Annotated in this window: 12 protein-coding genes; 7 read left to right on the plus strand and 5 right to left on the minus strand. The window is 69.8% G+C overall.

What is annotated here, in order from left to right; all coding sequences use genetic code 11:
• The first annotated feature begins 132 nt into the window (after positions 1 to 132).
• Positions 133 to 1,818: a maltose alpha-D-glucosyltransferase gene (gene treS / locus ABZ470_RS04500; protein WP_352009691.1), complete on the plus strand. Its 1,686-nt coding sequence runs from the start codon at positions 133 to 135 to the stop codon at positions 1,816 to 1,818.
• 54 nt (positions 1,819 to 1,872) lie between these two features.
• Here treS and ABZ470_RS04505 read toward each other — a convergent pair whose 3' ends face one another.
• The 3 genes from ABZ470_RS04505 to ABZ470_RS04515 are packed head-to-tail and all read right to left on the minus strand — an operon-like array spanning position 1,873 to position 5,443.
• The gene (locus tag ABZ470_RS04505) at positions 1,873 to 4,152 is read right to left on the minus strand and encodes an FtsX-like permease family protein (RefSeq protein ID WP_362909904.1); all 2,280 of its coding nucleotides are present in this window, start codon (positions 4,150 to 4,152) and stop codon (positions 1,873 to 1,875) included.
• A 41-nt stretch (positions 4,153 to 4,193) separates the two neighbouring features.
• On the minus strand, positions 4,194 to 4,940 hold the full coding sequence (locus tag ABZ470_RS04510; protein WP_362909906.1) for an ABC transporter ATP-binding protein: 747 nt from the start codon (positions 4,938 to 4,940) through the stop codon (positions 4,194 to 4,196).
• A complete protein-coding gene (locus tag ABZ470_RS04515) occupies positions 4,937 to 5,443 on the minus strand; it encodes a PadR family transcriptional regulator (RefSeq protein WP_352009694.1) in 507 nt (168 codons plus the stop codon). Before ABZ470_RS04515 ends, ABZ470_RS04510 begins: the two co-directional genes overlap by 4 nt.
• A gap of 131 nt (positions 5,444 to 5,574) precedes the next feature.
• Between ABZ470_RS04515 and ABZ470_RS04520 the strand changes: the two genes are divergently transcribed.
• The 6 genes from ABZ470_RS04520 (at position 5,575) to ABZ470_RS04545 (ending at position 11,950) form a co-directional block, all read left to right on the plus strand.
• Positions 5,575 to 6,831, plus strand: a complete 1,257-nt coding sequence (locus tag ABZ470_RS04520; protein ID WP_362909908.1) for an ABC transporter substrate-binding protein — start codon at positions 5,575 to 5,577, stop codon at positions 6,829 to 6,831.
• A 228-nt stretch (positions 6,832 to 7,059) separates the two neighbouring features.
• On the plus strand, positions 7,060 to 8,394 hold the full coding sequence (locus ABZ470_RS04525; RefSeq protein WP_352009696.1) for an ABC transporter substrate-binding protein: 1,335 nt from the start codon (positions 7,060 to 7,062) through the stop codon (positions 8,392 to 8,394).
• Between the two features lie 11 nt (positions 8,395 to 8,405).
• Complete coding sequence (locus ABZ470_RS04530) at positions 8,406 to 9,944, plus strand: sugar ABC transporter permease (protein ID WP_362909910.1); 1,539 nt, start codon at positions 8,406 to 8,408, stop codon at positions 9,942 to 9,944.
• The gene (locus tag ABZ470_RS04535; protein WP_352009698.1) at positions 9,941 to 10,816 is read left to right on the plus strand and encodes a carbohydrate ABC transporter permease; all 876 of its coding nucleotides are present in this window, start codon (positions 9,941 to 9,943) and stop codon (positions 10,814 to 10,816) included. The genes ABZ470_RS04530 and ABZ470_RS04535 overlap by 4 nt, the downstream gene beginning before the upstream one ends.
• Before the next feature lie 81 nt (positions 10,817 to 10,897).
• Positions 10,898 to 11,575, plus strand: a complete 678-nt coding sequence (locus ABZ470_RS04540; protein ID WP_352009699.1) for a uracil-DNA glycosylase — start codon at positions 10,898 to 10,900, stop codon at positions 11,573 to 11,575.
• A gap of 36 nt (positions 11,576 to 11,611) precedes the next feature.
• On the plus strand, positions 11,612 to 11,950 hold the full coding sequence (locus tag ABZ470_RS04545) for a hypothetical protein (protein WP_352009700.1): 339 nt from the start codon (positions 11,612 to 11,614) through the stop codon (positions 11,948 to 11,950).
• Between the two features lie 2 nt (positions 11,951 to 11,952).
• On the opposite strand, the gene ABZ470_RS04550 is transcribed toward ABZ470_RS04545, so the two are convergent.
• Together ABZ470_RS04550 and ABZ470_RS04555 are read right to left on the minus strand one after the other, a co-directional pair.
• Complete coding sequence (locus ABZ470_RS04550; protein WP_352009701.1) at positions 11,953 to 12,354, minus strand: VOC family protein; 402 nt, start codon at positions 12,352 to 12,354, stop codon at positions 11,953 to 11,955.
• Between the two features lie 113 nt (positions 12,355 to 12,467).
• Positions 12,468 to 13,409: a hypothetical protein gene (locus ABZ470_RS04555; RefSeq protein WP_362909913.1), complete on the minus strand. Its 942-nt coding sequence runs from the start codon at positions 13,407 to 13,409 to the stop codon at positions 12,468 to 12,470.
• Positions 13,410 to 13,413: the final 4 nt, after the last annotated feature.

Here is a 13,413-nt window from a genome sequence, read left to right on the forward strand (position 1 = left end):
ACCACGAATTCGGTCCGCCGGGGGCATGGAGCACGTGGGGATGACGGCTCCTCCCAGCGCAGTCATCAAACATCATGAGCCGGACACTCCGGTGACTTCGTCCTGCCCTTTCTCACTGTGAGCGAGAACACGATGAATGCATCCCCCTGCCCGGATTCCGTGCCCGAGGATTTCGTCTCGGCCGATCCGCAGTGGTACAAGCGAGCGGTCTTCTACGAGGTGCTCGTCCGTGGGTTCAAGGACTCCAACGGCGACGGCACCGGGGACCTGCGTGGCTTGATCGAGAAACTGGACTACCTCCAGTGGCTCGGCGTGGACTGTTTGTGGCTGCTGCCTCTCTACGAGTCGCCGCTGCGCGACGGGGGCTATGACATCTCCGACTACATGAAGATCCTTCCGGACTTCGGAGACCTCGGAGACTTCATCCAGCTCATCGAGGAGGCGCACCGGCGCGGGCTGCGCATCATCACCGACCTGGTGATGAACCACACCAGTGACAAGCACCCCTGGTTCCAGGCCTCACGCCACGACCCGGAGGGGCCCTACGGGGACTTCTACGTCTGGGCCGACGAGCCGACCGGCTACCCCGACGCGCCGATCATCTTCATCGGCGCCGAGGAGTCCAACTGGACCTACGACCCGGTCCGCAAGCAGTACTACTGGCACCGGTTCTTCCACCACCAGCCCGACCTGAACTACGACAACCCCGCGGTTCAGGAGGCCATGCTGGAGGTGCTGCGCTTCTGGCTCGACCTGGGCATCGACGGCTTCCGGCTGGACGCGGTGCCGTACCTGTTCGAGCGTGAGGGCACCACCTGTTCCGGGCTGCCGGAAACCCACGCCTACCTGAAGAAGGTCCGCGCCGAGGTCGACCGGCTCTTCCCCGACCGGGTGCTGCTGGCCGAGGCCAACGGCTGGCCGGAGGACGTCGTCGAGTACTTCGGCGACCCCTCGGTCGGCGGCGACGAGTGCCACATGGCCTTCCACTTCCCGCTCATGCCGCGCATCTTCATGGCCGTACGGCGCGGCAGCCGCGAGCCGATCTCCGAGATCATGTCCAGGACCCCGAAGCTCCCCGACACCGCGCAGTGGGGCATCTTCCTGCGCAACCACGACGAGCTCACCCTGGAGACGGTCACCGAGGAGGAGCGCGACTACATGCACGCCGAGTACGCCAAGGACCCGCGGATGCGGGCCTACCTCGGCATCCGGCGCCGCCTGGCCCCGCTCCTGGAGAACCACAGGGACCAGATCGAGCTGTTCACCGCGCTGCTGCTGTCGCTGCCCGGCTCCCCCGTCATGTACTACGGCGACGAGATCGGCATGGGCGACAACATCTGGCTTGAGGACCGTGACGCGGTCCGCACCCCGATGCAGTGGAGCCCCGACCGCAACGCGGGCTTCTCGACCGCCGACCCGGGACGGCTCTACCTGCCCGCCGTCATGGACCCGATCTACGGCTACCAGGCGGTCAACGTCGAGGCGCAGCAGAACAACCCCGCCTCCCTGCTGCACTTCACCAAGCGGATGCTGGAGATCCGCCGTAACCACCCGGTCTTCGGCACCGGCGTCTACAACGAGCTGTGGTCCAGCAACCCCGCGGTGCTGTCCTACGTTCGCGAGGACGGCGACGACGTCATGCTGTGCGTCAACAACCTGTCGAAGTACCCCCAGCCGGTCGAGCTTGATCTGCGTCGTTTCGAGGGCATGACGCCGGTCGAGGCCAGGGGCGGCGTGCCGTTCCCCGTCGTCGGGGAGCTCCCCTACCTGCTGACCCTGCCGGGCCACGGGTTCTACTGGTTCTCCCTGCAGGGGTGACCCCGCGTACCGACGCCCGCCGTCCGGTGATCCCGGGCGGCGGGCGTCGGCGTGTCAGCGGGCCGTGACGGGCACCCGGGCGCGGGCCGCTCTTCTCGCGGGGATCAGCGCGACGAGCAGCGCCGCCCCGATCGCGGCCAGCACCGCCAGGACCAGGGTGAGCGCGGAGGGCGTACGGCCGATGCCCGCCCCGACGCCGCTGCTGTGCCCCTGAAGGTCGATCAGGCCGCCGACGACCGAGACCCCGGCGGCGGTTCCCGTGACGACGCCCAGCACGACGAGCAGGCCGGTTCCGGTGACCAGGGTCGCGGCGACCTGCCTCGGGGTCAGGCCCATCGCCTTGAGGACCGCCAGGTCGAACGCGTGGTCGCGCAGGCCCAGGGCGCTGGCGGTCAGCAGGTTGGCCAGGCCGAGCAGCGCGAGCACGGCGATCAGCGCCACGATCACCCCGCGGATGACCGAGAGCCGCTCGGCGGGGTTGACCACCCGCCGCGCCTCCAGCGCCTCGCCCGAGGCCGCGAGCAGCCGTGCCCTGACCGTCGCCGGGTCGGCCCCTTCCCTCAGCACCAGGCTGTGGAACTGCGGTGGCACGGCGTCCTTCGCCGCCAGGCTGTCCAGCCCCAGGGAGAGCACCTCGCCGTCCTGCTCGGGCTCGATCACCCGGCCGACGATGTGCACGATCAGCGGGGTGCCGCCGACGGTCATCCTGACGCGGTCGCCGATGCGCACCCCCATCAGGTCGAGCAGCCCCTGCCCGGCCACGGCCTCGCCCCTGGCGGTGAACATCCGCCCCTCGACCACGGAGAAGGGGTACGGCTGCGCCGAGGTGCCGACGGCACGCACGAGCACGCTCCTGGTCTGCTCGGGTTCGAGGGCGGCGACCTCGCTGCCCGGATAGACGGCCGCGACGTCCGGGTCGGCCCTGGCCAGCCTGGCCACGTCCTCGGCCGGCAGCCGGTCCGAACGGACGGTGAGGGCCGCGGCCTGGCCGACCCGCTCCGGGTGGCTCAGGAAGTCGTCCAGGGTGGCCCAGCAGCCGAGCCCGACCACGATCATCATCATCGGGACCGCGAGGCCGAAGATGCTCAGGAACGCGGGCGCCCGCCTGCTGAAGGCGTCCCGGGTGCCGAGCACCAGGGCGGGCGGCAGCCGTACGAGGAGGGCGAGTCTGGCCATGCGCGACAGGTGGCCCCGCAGCGGCGCGGCCGGGGCGGCGGGGATGGGCGCGGTACGGCCACCGCGCCAGGCAGGCAGGGCCACCGCGACGAGGACGACCACGGCGGTGCCCGCGGTGATGGCCAGCAGCGGCATCGGGGAGAGCGGCAGGATCGGCACGCCCCGCAGCGCGAAGGAGGAGGCGAGCTGCCCGCAGACGAGCCCGGCGGCGATGCCGATCATGCCGAGGGCGCCGTGCTCGGCCATGAGAAGGCCGAAGATCTGGCCCCTGGTGTAGCCGAGGGACTTGAGGGTGGCCAGGTCGCGGATCTGGCCGAGCACCCGGCCGCCGGCGGCGTTGGCGATGGCCAGGGCGGCGGCGACCATGCCGACGCCGCCGAACAGCGCCAGCAGCAGGCCGAGCAGCCGGTTGTCCAGCTCCATCGAGGCGCGCACCTCGCGCCAGGTGGACATGCGCTGGATCTGCCCGCCCAGCGAAGTGACCGCGCCGTGCACGACCGGCAGGGTGTCCTCGCCGTCGGCGAGCCTGAGCCCGGTGACCATCTCGCTGCGGCCGGGCGCGGGCTCGATCTTGACGAGGGTCGTGCCGAGGGTCCAGGCGAGGCCGGGCGTCGTCTCCGGGTAGAAGCCCTGGTCGGCCGTGTCCGCCAGGCCGACCACGTTCAGCGGGTGCAGCGCGCCGTTGAGGGCCGTCACGGTGAACGAGGAGCCGACCCGCAGGCCGAGCGCCTCGGCGAAGGACCGTTCGACGACCACCCCGTCGTCGTCCCCCTGGCGCAGCCACCGTCCGGCGCGGACCAGCGGCACGGCCACGTCCGGCGGCCTGGCCTCCATCCCGCGCAGCGTGACCGGCGTCCGCCTGCCGTTCATGGTGAGCATCACCGGCGCCGCCCGGTACGGCCCGGCGACCCTGACCACCCCCTGGAGGCGTGCCAGCGCCGCCACCTGGGGGGCGTCCCTGGTGTGGATCCACACGTGGGCGCCCTTGGACTCGGTGAACAGGCCCCGCCAGGGGTTGGTCCCGTCCTCAAGGAGGGTCGCCGCGGTGATCAGGGCGGTGACGATCCCGGCGACGGCGAGCACGGTCAGCAGCGCCTGCCCCCGTCGTGCCCTCAGGTCGGCCCTGACCCATCTGGCCGAGGCCCGCAGGGTGCTCACGTGGCCGCTCCGCTCGGGGGTGTGTTCGGGAACAACGCGGGCTATCCCCGCAGCTCGACGACGTCGCCCGCCGTGCCCCTCGGGCGGCGGCGGGCGGTTCCCAGGGCTCCGTCGTCGACGATCTCGCCGTCGAGCAGGGTGATCACCCGGTCGGCCAGGCTGGCGACCCGGGCGTCGTGGGTGACCAGGACGATGGTCTGCCCGTCGCGGTGGACCTGGCCGAGCAGACGCAGGACGTCACGGGTGTTGCGGCTGTCGAGGTTGCCGGTCGGCTCGTCGGCCAGCAGCAGGCTCGGCTTGTTGGCCAGCGCGCGGGCCAGCGCGACCCGCTGCTGCTCACCGCCGGCGAGCTGGGCGGGTGAGGCGTCGGCGCGGCCGGTCAGCCCGAGCTCGCCGAGCAGGTGCTCCCTGCGCTCCCTGGCGTCGCGGGCCGAGACCCCGGCCAGCAGCGCGGGCAGCTCGACGTTGTCGGCCACGGTCATGTTGGCGACCAGGTTGAAGAACTGGAAGACGAAGCCGATCTTCCGGCGTCTGAGCAGCGCCCACGCGCTCTCGCTCATGGTGTCCGCCCGCTTGCCGTCCAGCCAGATCTCCCCGCTGGTGCGGGGGTCGAGGCCGCCGAGCATGTGCACCAGGGTCGACTTGCCCGAGCCGGAGGGGCCGGTGATCGCGACGAACTGTCCCGGCTCGACCACCAGGTCGACCCCGCGCACCGCGGGCACCGGCACGGCGCCGTTCTGGTAGATCTTGACCAGATTGACCGTACGGACGACCGGGGGGTGACTCACGAAAGGTCCTCCTGACATCGTTCGAGCCAGTCGAGGTCGGCCTGCAGATGCAGCATGGCCCCCTCGATCAGCAGGAGTGCGACGTAGTCCTCCCGGTCTGTCCGGTCGGCGAGTTCGTTGAGGTCGCGCATGAGCCCGAGATAGTGGCGGCGCTGGCGGTTGATCAGCGCCATCCGGTCGGCGATGCCGGTCATGGGGGCCAGGACGAGCTTCATGAAGAACTCGTCGCGGACCCTGGGGCCCTCGGTCGGCTCCTCCACCCACGCGTCCAGGGCGTCCCGGCCCGCGGCGGTCAGATAGTACACCTTCTTGTTCGGCCGGTTCGACTGCTCGACGTCCACGGCGCGGATCAGGCCGTCCTTCTCAAGGCGGCCGAGCGTGACGTAGATCTGCCCGATGTTCGGTGACGGGTAAGCCCGGCCGAAGATCTGCTCAAGCGCCTGTTTCAGCTCGTATCCGTGGGCAGGTTCCTTCGCGAGGAGCGCCAGCAGCGACTGTCTCACCCCCCACCTCCTCGACATGCTCGTTACCTGAGCGTTACGGGACTATCCGTTGACGTCCACATTAACGCTGTGCATAACATGCATGCATCTACCTAACATGTATGTAGCCGCCAGGAAACAGGGAGGCAATCGTGCGCCACCTCCTTCTCGTCACTCTCGTCGTCGTTCTGGTGACGGGGTGTTCGGGAGCGGTCGCGCGGGACGCCGACCGCTCCGGCGGCAGCGGTCCGTTCACCTTCGTGACGGGCCGTGACACCACCGGTTATCTGCGACCGCTGATCGACCGGTGGAACCAGACGCACCCGGCGGAGCAGGCGACGCTCCTTGAGCTTCCCGAGGCCGCCGACGAGCAACGCGCGCAGATGGTCGCCAACCTGCAGGCCAAGAGCGACCGCTACGACGTGCTCGGCCTGGACGTGGTCTGGACGGCGGAGTTCGCCGACGCCGGCTGGATCGTGCCGCTCGAACGCGGCATGTTCCCGCTGGACAGGTTCCTGCCGTCCGTCACGGACACCGCCGTTCACCGGGGCAAGCTCTGGGCCGTGCCGTACACCAGCAACGCCGGGCTGCTCTACTACCGCAAGGACCTGCTGGCCAAGGAGGGCTTCACCCCGCCCACGACCTGGGCGGAGCTGCGCAGGCAGGCCCGTGCGCTGCACGACAGGTACGGCATCGGCGGCTACGCCGGGCAGTTCCTCGCCTACGAGGGACTGACCGTCAACTTCGCCGAGGCCGTGCAGTCGGCGGGCGGGCAGATCCTCAACCGCGACGGCACCCAGGTCACGATGGACACCGCCAAGGCCACGACCGGGCTCGACTTCCTGGTCAACGGTCTTCGTGAGGGCTGGATCCCCCGCGAGTCCCTCTCCTACAAGGAGGAGGAGTCACGGCTGGCCTTCCAGGAGGGCCGCCTGGCCTTCTCCCGCAACTGGCCCCACGCCTACGGCCCGGCGACGGCCTCGCCGATCGGCCGCAGGTTCGGGGTGACCCGGCTGCCCGGCCTCAACGGGCCCGGCTCCAGCTCGCTGGGCGGGATCAACCTCGCCATCAGCGCCTACTCCAAGCGGCAGAAGTCCGCCCTGGAGTTCATCCGCTACTTCACCGGGCTTGAGAACGAACGCCGGGTGCTCGCCGACGGGTCCTTCCCCCCCGTCTGGGCCGAGCTCTACGACGACCCCGCTCTGATCAAGCGCTTCCCCTACCTGCCGGTGCTCAAGGACAGCCTGCTGTCCGCGCGACCCAGGCCGACGAGCGCCAACTACAACCAGCTGAGCCTGGTGATCGCCAGTGCGGTCTCCAACGCGCTCACCCCGCCCTTCGACGAGGACAGCGGCGACGTCGTCACCTCGATGAAGGGTCAGCTCGACGAGATCATCCGGGCTCGATGACGGGGGTCACCCCTCCGTTCCGCGAGTCGTCATCCCTTCCCTTCCCCTTGTTTCTGTCTCTTTCCGTCTCTCTCCGTTCTCGGCGGACGCCCGTGGGCATCCCCACCGCGCGGCGTCCGCCGTACCTCACGCCTCACCTCACCACCCCAGGACCGGGGACAGGCGGTCCCCCCGCACCGATCGCCTGTCCCCCCATCTCCGTTCCGTCAGCACAGGAGGTTCGCCAGAATGCGTAAGACCATCGCCACGGTGACGTTGACGGGCCTGGCGCTCGCGCTCGCCGCGTGCGGCAGCCAGGACAACGCGTCCTCGACGCCCGCCCCGGGCGACAGCGCCCCGGCCTCCTCGGCCGCCGCGGGAGCCAAGACCCTGGACGGCGTGACCATCGAGGTCGCCGCCAAGTGGACGGGCCAGGAGCAGGAGAACTTCCAGCAGGTGCTCAAGGCGTTCGAGGCCAAGACCGGCGCCAAGGTCACCTACGCCTCGACCGGTGAGGACACCGGCGCCTACCTCGGCCCGCGCATCCAGGGCGGCAGCCCGCCGGACATCGCGATCCTGCCCCAGCCCGGCCTCGTCCAGCAGTACGCCAAGGAGAAGGCCCTCAAGCCGCTCACCGCCGAGGTCCAGAAGCAGATCGACGACAACTACACCCCGTACTGGAAGGAGCTCGGCTCCGCCGACGGCCAGGTCTACGGCGTGCTGGTCAAGGCCGCGCACAAGTCGCTCGTCTGGTACCGCGACCAGGCGTTCCAGGACGCGGGCGCCCAGCCCCCCGCCACCTGGGACGACCTCATCAAGACGGCCCAGACCGTCGCCGACTCCGGCACCGCCCCGTTCGCCCTCTGCGGCGCCTCCGGCTGGACGCTGACCGACCTGTTCGAGAACGTCTACCTCTCGACCGCCGGGCCGGACAACTACACCAAGCTCTCCAAGCACGAGATCCCGTGGACCGACGCGACCGTGACCACCGCGCTTGAGAAGATCGCGCAGATCGTCGGCAAGAAGGAGTTCCTGCTCGGCGGCCCCTCCGGCGCCCTGCAGACCGACTTCCCGACCTGCGCGACCCAGGTGTACGGCCAGGACAAGGCGGCGATGGTCATCGAGGCCGACTTCGTGGCCACCTCCGCCGAGCAGTCGGGCGCCAAGCTGGGCGAGGAGGCCAAGTACTTCCCCTTCCCCAAGGCCGGTGACACCGAGCCGGTCGTGCTCGGCGGCGACATCGCCGTGGCGCTGAAGGACTCCAAGGGGGGCATGGCCCTGCTTGAGTTCCTCGCCTCGAAGGAGGGCGGCGAGATCTGGGCCAAGCTGCCCGGCTACCTTTCGCCCAACCGCAACGTCTCGCCGGACAACTACCCGGCCGAGCTGACCAAGAAGCTCGCCCAGACGATCATCTCCGCCGGTGAGGCGGTCCGCTACGACATGTCCGACCTCGCGCCGAGCGCGTTCGGCGGCACCGAGGGCAAGGGCGAGTGGAAGCTCCTGCAGGACTTCGTCCGCGACCCCTCCGACGTCAAGGGGACCCAGACCAAGCTTGAGGACGAGGCCAAGAAGGCCTGGAAGTAGGGGGACCGGCCGTGACCAACCGGTTGGACGGCCCGCAGGGCCCGAGGGAGGGCGAGGGCGCCTCCCCCGGGCCCGGGCCCGGCCCCGCGACCCCGCAGGGCCAAGCGGACGATCCCCCGCCGTCCGCCACCGCGCCGGAGACGGCCGGGGCGACAGCGGAGACCACAGTGGGGGCCACGACGGCGGGAGCCGCGGCCCGGGGGTCTGCGGCTCCCGCTCCTCCCCCGAATTCCTCGAATCCCTCGAATCCCTCGGGCCGCCGGGGAAGGCTCGGCCCCTCCCCGACGCTGGCGCTGGTTTTCCTGCTGCCCGCCGCGGTCGTCCTCGGCGCGCTGGTGATCTACCCGATCGTCTACTCGATCTTCCGCAGCCTCTTCGACGCCACCGGGGACACCTTCGTCGGCGCCGGGAACTACGCCGCGATCTTCAGTGACTCCTCGACGCTGACCACGATCAGGAACAACCTGATCTGGGTCGTGTTCGCCCCCGCCATGGTCACCGCGATCGGCCTGATCTTCGCGGTGCTGACCGAGCGGATCCGCTGGGCCACCGCGTTCAAGCTGGTCGTCTTCATGCCGATGGCCGTCTCCCTGATGGCCTCCGGCGTCATCTTCAGGCTCGTCTACGAGCAGGACCCCGACCGGGGCGTGGCCAACGCCGTGATCACCTCGGTCCAGGGGATCTTCGGCCCCTCCCACGGCTATCCCGACGCCAGGCCGAGGGAGAACGACGCGGCGCCGGTCGTCCCACGCGACGGCGCGGTCGTGACCAGGCAGACCGTCAAGCCGGGCCAGGCCGTACAGGTGCCGCTGGTGGGCGTCAAGCCCGCGACGCTCGCCTCCGCCTCCGCGGCCAAGGCGGCGCAGCCGGTACCCGGCGAGCTGACCGGCACCGTGTGGGTCGACTTCACCCAGGGCGGCGGCGGCACGCTCAACCAGGTCGACGGCACGGAGAAGGCGCTGGCCGGGGTGACGGTCGAGGCGGTGCGCGGCGACGCGGTCGCGGCGACGGCGACCACCGAGGCCGACGGAACCTTCCGCTTCGCCGGTCTGCCCCAGGGCGACTATCTCCTGCGGCTGCCGCCGTCGAACTTCCAGGAGCCCTTCAACGGCGTCTCCTGGCTCGGGCCGACCCTGATCACCCCGGCCATCATCGGGGCGTTCATCTGGGTGTGGGCCGGGTTCGCCATGGTGCTGATCGCGGCCGGGCTCGCGTCCATTCCGCGTGACGCGCTTGAGGCGGCCCGCATCGACGGGGCGACCGAGTGGCAGGTGTTCCGCAAGATCACCGTCCCGTTGCTCTCCCCCGTGCTGCTGGTCGTGTTCGTCACCATGATCATCAATACGCTCAAGGTCTTCGACCTGGTCTTCGTGATCGCCCCGGGCTCCGTGCAGCCGCAGGCGAACGTGATCGCGCTTGAGATGTGGCGGGTCTCCTTCGGCGGCGGAGGCAACCAGGGGCTGGGCAGCGCGCTGGCCATCTTCCTGCTGATCCTGGTCCTGCCGTTCATGATCATCAATATCCGCCGGTTCAGAAGGGACAACCAGTGACGACCCCCGCGCTGGGCGCGCCGAGTCGCGGCCCCCTCGGCAGGGCCGTCGACCGGATCGGCGGCGGCCTGCTCCAGGCCCTGATGGTGGTGATCGGCCTGTTCTGGCTGGTTCCCACACTCGGCCTGTTCGTGGTCTCGATCAGGAACGAGACCGCCAACAACTCCACCGGCTGGTGGACGGCCCTGACCAGGCCGGCCGAGCTGACCCTCAGGAACTACTCGGACCTGCTGGCGACCGGCTTCACCTCCTCGTTCTGGAACACCGTCCTCATCACCGTCCCGACGACCGTCCTGGTGATCGGCATCGCCGCCATGGCGGCCTACGCCTTCGCCTGGATGGAGTTCCGGGGCAGGGACACCCTGTTCCTGGTGGTGGTCGGCCTGCTGGTCGTACCGGTCCAGATCGCGCTGATCCCGATCGCGAAGCTGTACGGCACGCTCGGGATCTTCGGCTCCATCGCCGGGGTCGTGCTCTTCCACACGGCCTTCGGCCTGCCGTTCGCGATCTTCCTGCTGCGCAACTTCTTCGCGGGCATCCCGCGCTCGCTGCTAGAGGCGGCGCGGATGGACGGCGCGGGCGAGTGGAAGATCTTCTCGACCGTGGTGTTCCCGCTGGCCAAGCCCGCGGTGGCCTCGCTGGGGATCTTCCAGTTCCTCTGGGTGTGGAACGACCTGCTCGTCGCCCTGGTCTTCGCCGACACCGGCAACCAGCCGATGACCAAGGCCCTGCAGTCTCAGATGCGGCAGTTCGGCACCAATATCGACATCCTTGCCCCCGGCGCCTTTTTGTCGCTGATAATCCCGTTAATCCTGTTCTTCGCATTCCAGCGGTATTTCGTGCAGGGCATGATGGCGGGCTCCGTGAAATAACGACAGGGGCAGGTCAGGTACGGCTCGCGTGATTCGTCACGCGAGCCGTACCTGGTCGCAAAACTCGATAGGGTTTTCGGCATGGCCGCACGTCCTTTGAACGAAGTCGTGGAAGCCGGGTGGGCGCAGGCCCTGGAACCCGTCGCTGACAAGATCGCCGAGCTGGGTGACTTCCTCCGTCAGGAGGTCGCGGAAGGCAGGCAGTACCTCCCCGCGGGAGCCAACGTGCTCCGCGCCTTCCAGCAGCCCTTCGACCAGGTGAAGGTGCTTATCGTCGGGCAGGACCCCTACCCGACCCCGGGACACCCGATCGGCCTGAGCTTCTCGGTCGCCGCCGACGTGCGCCCGATCCCCGGCAGCCTCCGCAACATCTACAAGGAGCTGACCGAGGACCTCGGCCTGCCGATGCCGAGCAACGGCGACCTGACCCCCTGGACCGACCAGGGCGTCCTGCTGCTCAACAGGGTCCTCACCGTCATGCCCGGCAAGCCCGCCTCGCACCGCGGCAAGGGCTGGGAGGAGGTCACCGAGCAGGCCATCAAGGCCCTCGTCGCCCGCGACCAGCCCCTGGTCTCGATCCTGTGGGGCCGCGACGCCCGCTCCCTGCGCCCGATGCTCGGCTCGACCCCGGCCATCGAGTCGGCCCACCCGAGCCCGCTGTCGGCCCGCAGCGGCTTCTTCGGCTCCCGCCCCTTCAGCCGCGCCAACGACCTGCTGCAGCAGCAGGGCGCGGCACCGGTCGAATGGAAGCTGCCGTAGTCTGATCGTCCCTTGTCGGGGCACTAGGATTCCACCATGAGTGATGAATCGGGCACCGAACGCTATCTGCGTCTGACGATCGAGCTGACCGTTGAGGTGCAGGACCTCGCCGGGCTCCAGGAAGCCGCGCTGAAGGAGATCAACCACCCCGACGCCGACCTGGACGACGACGAGCGCAGGGAACAGGCGGAGATGGTCTCCGCCGACGAGACGGGGGCCACGGCCCTGCAGTGGCTCATCGAGCCGGACCACGTTCTGGGCCTGATCGAGCACGTGGAGCAGGTCGAGCCCCGCGAGGCCGTGCTGGGGGTCGAACCCTCAGACGGCCCCTCGGACGAGGAAGACGACCACGACCACCACGGCCACGACCACTGAGATCAGTCGTCGGCCTCGAAGCCGTCCCCGAAGGCCCAGAGCTGGCCCTCCAGATCGAAGGCCATGTAGATCCTGGTGCCCTCGGGGGTGGTCTCGGGCTCGACCACGATCTCGGCGCCCCGCGCCACGGCCTGCTCGTAGTGGGCCTCAAGGTCCTCGACAACGACGAACACGCCCTGGCTGACCGCGGGCAGGTCGAGGGCGCTGCGCAGGTAGGGCTCGCCGGGCCGTACCGAGGCGAGCACGATCACCGCGTCCCCCAGAGTGAGCCGGGCGTACCCCACTCCCCCGTGAGAGCCGGGCACCGTGACCGACGGCCGGAAGCCGAAGACCTTGCCCAGCCATTCGATGGCGCCCGGGGCGTCCTGGTAACGAAGGAACGGAACCACACTGGGGTTCGACATGCGGCCCTCCACCGAGACGATGCGATGTCTTAAGCCCAGAGCTTGTCACCGTTGGCCGATCACGTCAGCATGTCCGCCACACCTTCCGTTCCGGCCGTCCGGTCCGTCCTCTCTCAGCCCGCGAGGAGCTCCTCCCTGCGGGCGATGAGCAGCTCACGCTGACGCGCCAGCTCGGCGTGGTTGGTGGTCAGGGTCGCGACGGTCTCCTGCACCCATTGGGCGATCTCGGCGACCGCCTCGCCGGTGCGGGAGATCTTCTGGTGCTTGATCGCGTCCACGATGATGTTGTCGAAGAACATGTCGGCGAACCAGCGGGTGTCCACCTCGGGCATCTGGGGGTTGACGTGCACCCCGACGTCGGCCAGCTCCCTGGAGAAGACGTCCAGCGCCCGCTGCGCGTGCCAGGCCGCCTCGTCGGCGTTGCGCAGGTGGCCGTTCTCCACCATGTCGGCGAAGCCCCCGCCGCCACTCAGCATGTCCCAGCGGGAGGCGCCCCGGGCGCTGCCGAGACTGTGCAGGACCTGGCCAACGGCCTGGACCGCGCCGACCCCCGCCTGGCGCGCCTCCTCGTGCTCGCGCAGCCCGGCGTCGGTGTCGGCGAGCCGCCGGGAGATGTCGGTGAGCTCCCTGCCCTTCGGGTCGCCCGACTCGACCAGCATGCGCTCCTTGCGTTCGAGCAGCGCCGCGTACTCCTCGCGCGCCGTACCCACCTCGGCGAGGCCGCTCTCCACGGCCGCCATGTCCGTCTCCAGCCACCCCAGGCGGCCGCGCTGCCCGTCAAGGCGCTGCCGTACGGCCTGCGCCTCGGCCCGCTCCTTGGCGAGCCGCTCCTCCTTCGAACCGGCGAGCCCCGCCAGGAACGCCGTGAAGCCGCCCGCCTCCAGCCGGGAGACGTCCTTCTCCTCCTCGGCGAGCCGTTCCTCAAGTTCCGCGAGCAGCCGCCCGACCTCGTCGAGTTGCAGGGCCAGTCCCTGACGCTGGGCCGTCAGCCGCTCAAGACGCCGTACCCGCTCACGGGCCGCGCGCAGGTCGTCGTCGATGCCGTCGAAGATCATCACA

The sequence above is a fragment of the Streptosporangium sp. NPDC020072 genome (genome assembly GCF_040631445.1).
In the GTDB taxonomy this organism is placed as follows: domain Bacteria; phylum Actinomycetota; class Actinomycetes; order Streptosporangiales; family Streptosporangiaceae; genus Streptosporangium.

Excerpts from the sequence above, each read along its gene's own strand:
- ABZ470_RS04550 (WP_352009701.1), bottom strand. The coding sequence starts at position 12,354 with ATGTCGAACCCCAGTGTGGTTCCGTTCCTTCGTTACCAGGACGCCCCG.
- treS (WP_352009691.1), top strand. The coding sequence starts at position 133 with ATGAATGCATCCCCCTGCCCGGATTCCGTGCCCGAGGATTTCGTCTCG.
- ABZ470_RS04555 (WP_362909913.1), bottom strand. The coding sequence starts at position 13,409 with ATGATCTTCGACGGCATCGACGACGACCTGCGCGCGGCCCGTGAGCGG.
- ABZ470_RS04540 (WP_352009699.1), top strand. The coding sequence starts at position 10,898 with ATGGCCGCACGTCCTTTGAACGAAGTCGTGGAAGCCGGGTGGGCGCAG.
- ABZ470_RS04545 (WP_352009700.1), top strand. The coding sequence starts at position 11,612 with ATGAGTGATGAATCGGGCACCGAACGCTATCTGCGTCTGACGATCGAG.
- ABZ470_RS04525 (WP_352009696.1), top strand. The coding sequence starts at position 7,060 with ATGCGTAAGACCATCGCCACGGTGACGTTGACGGGCCTGGCGCTCGCG.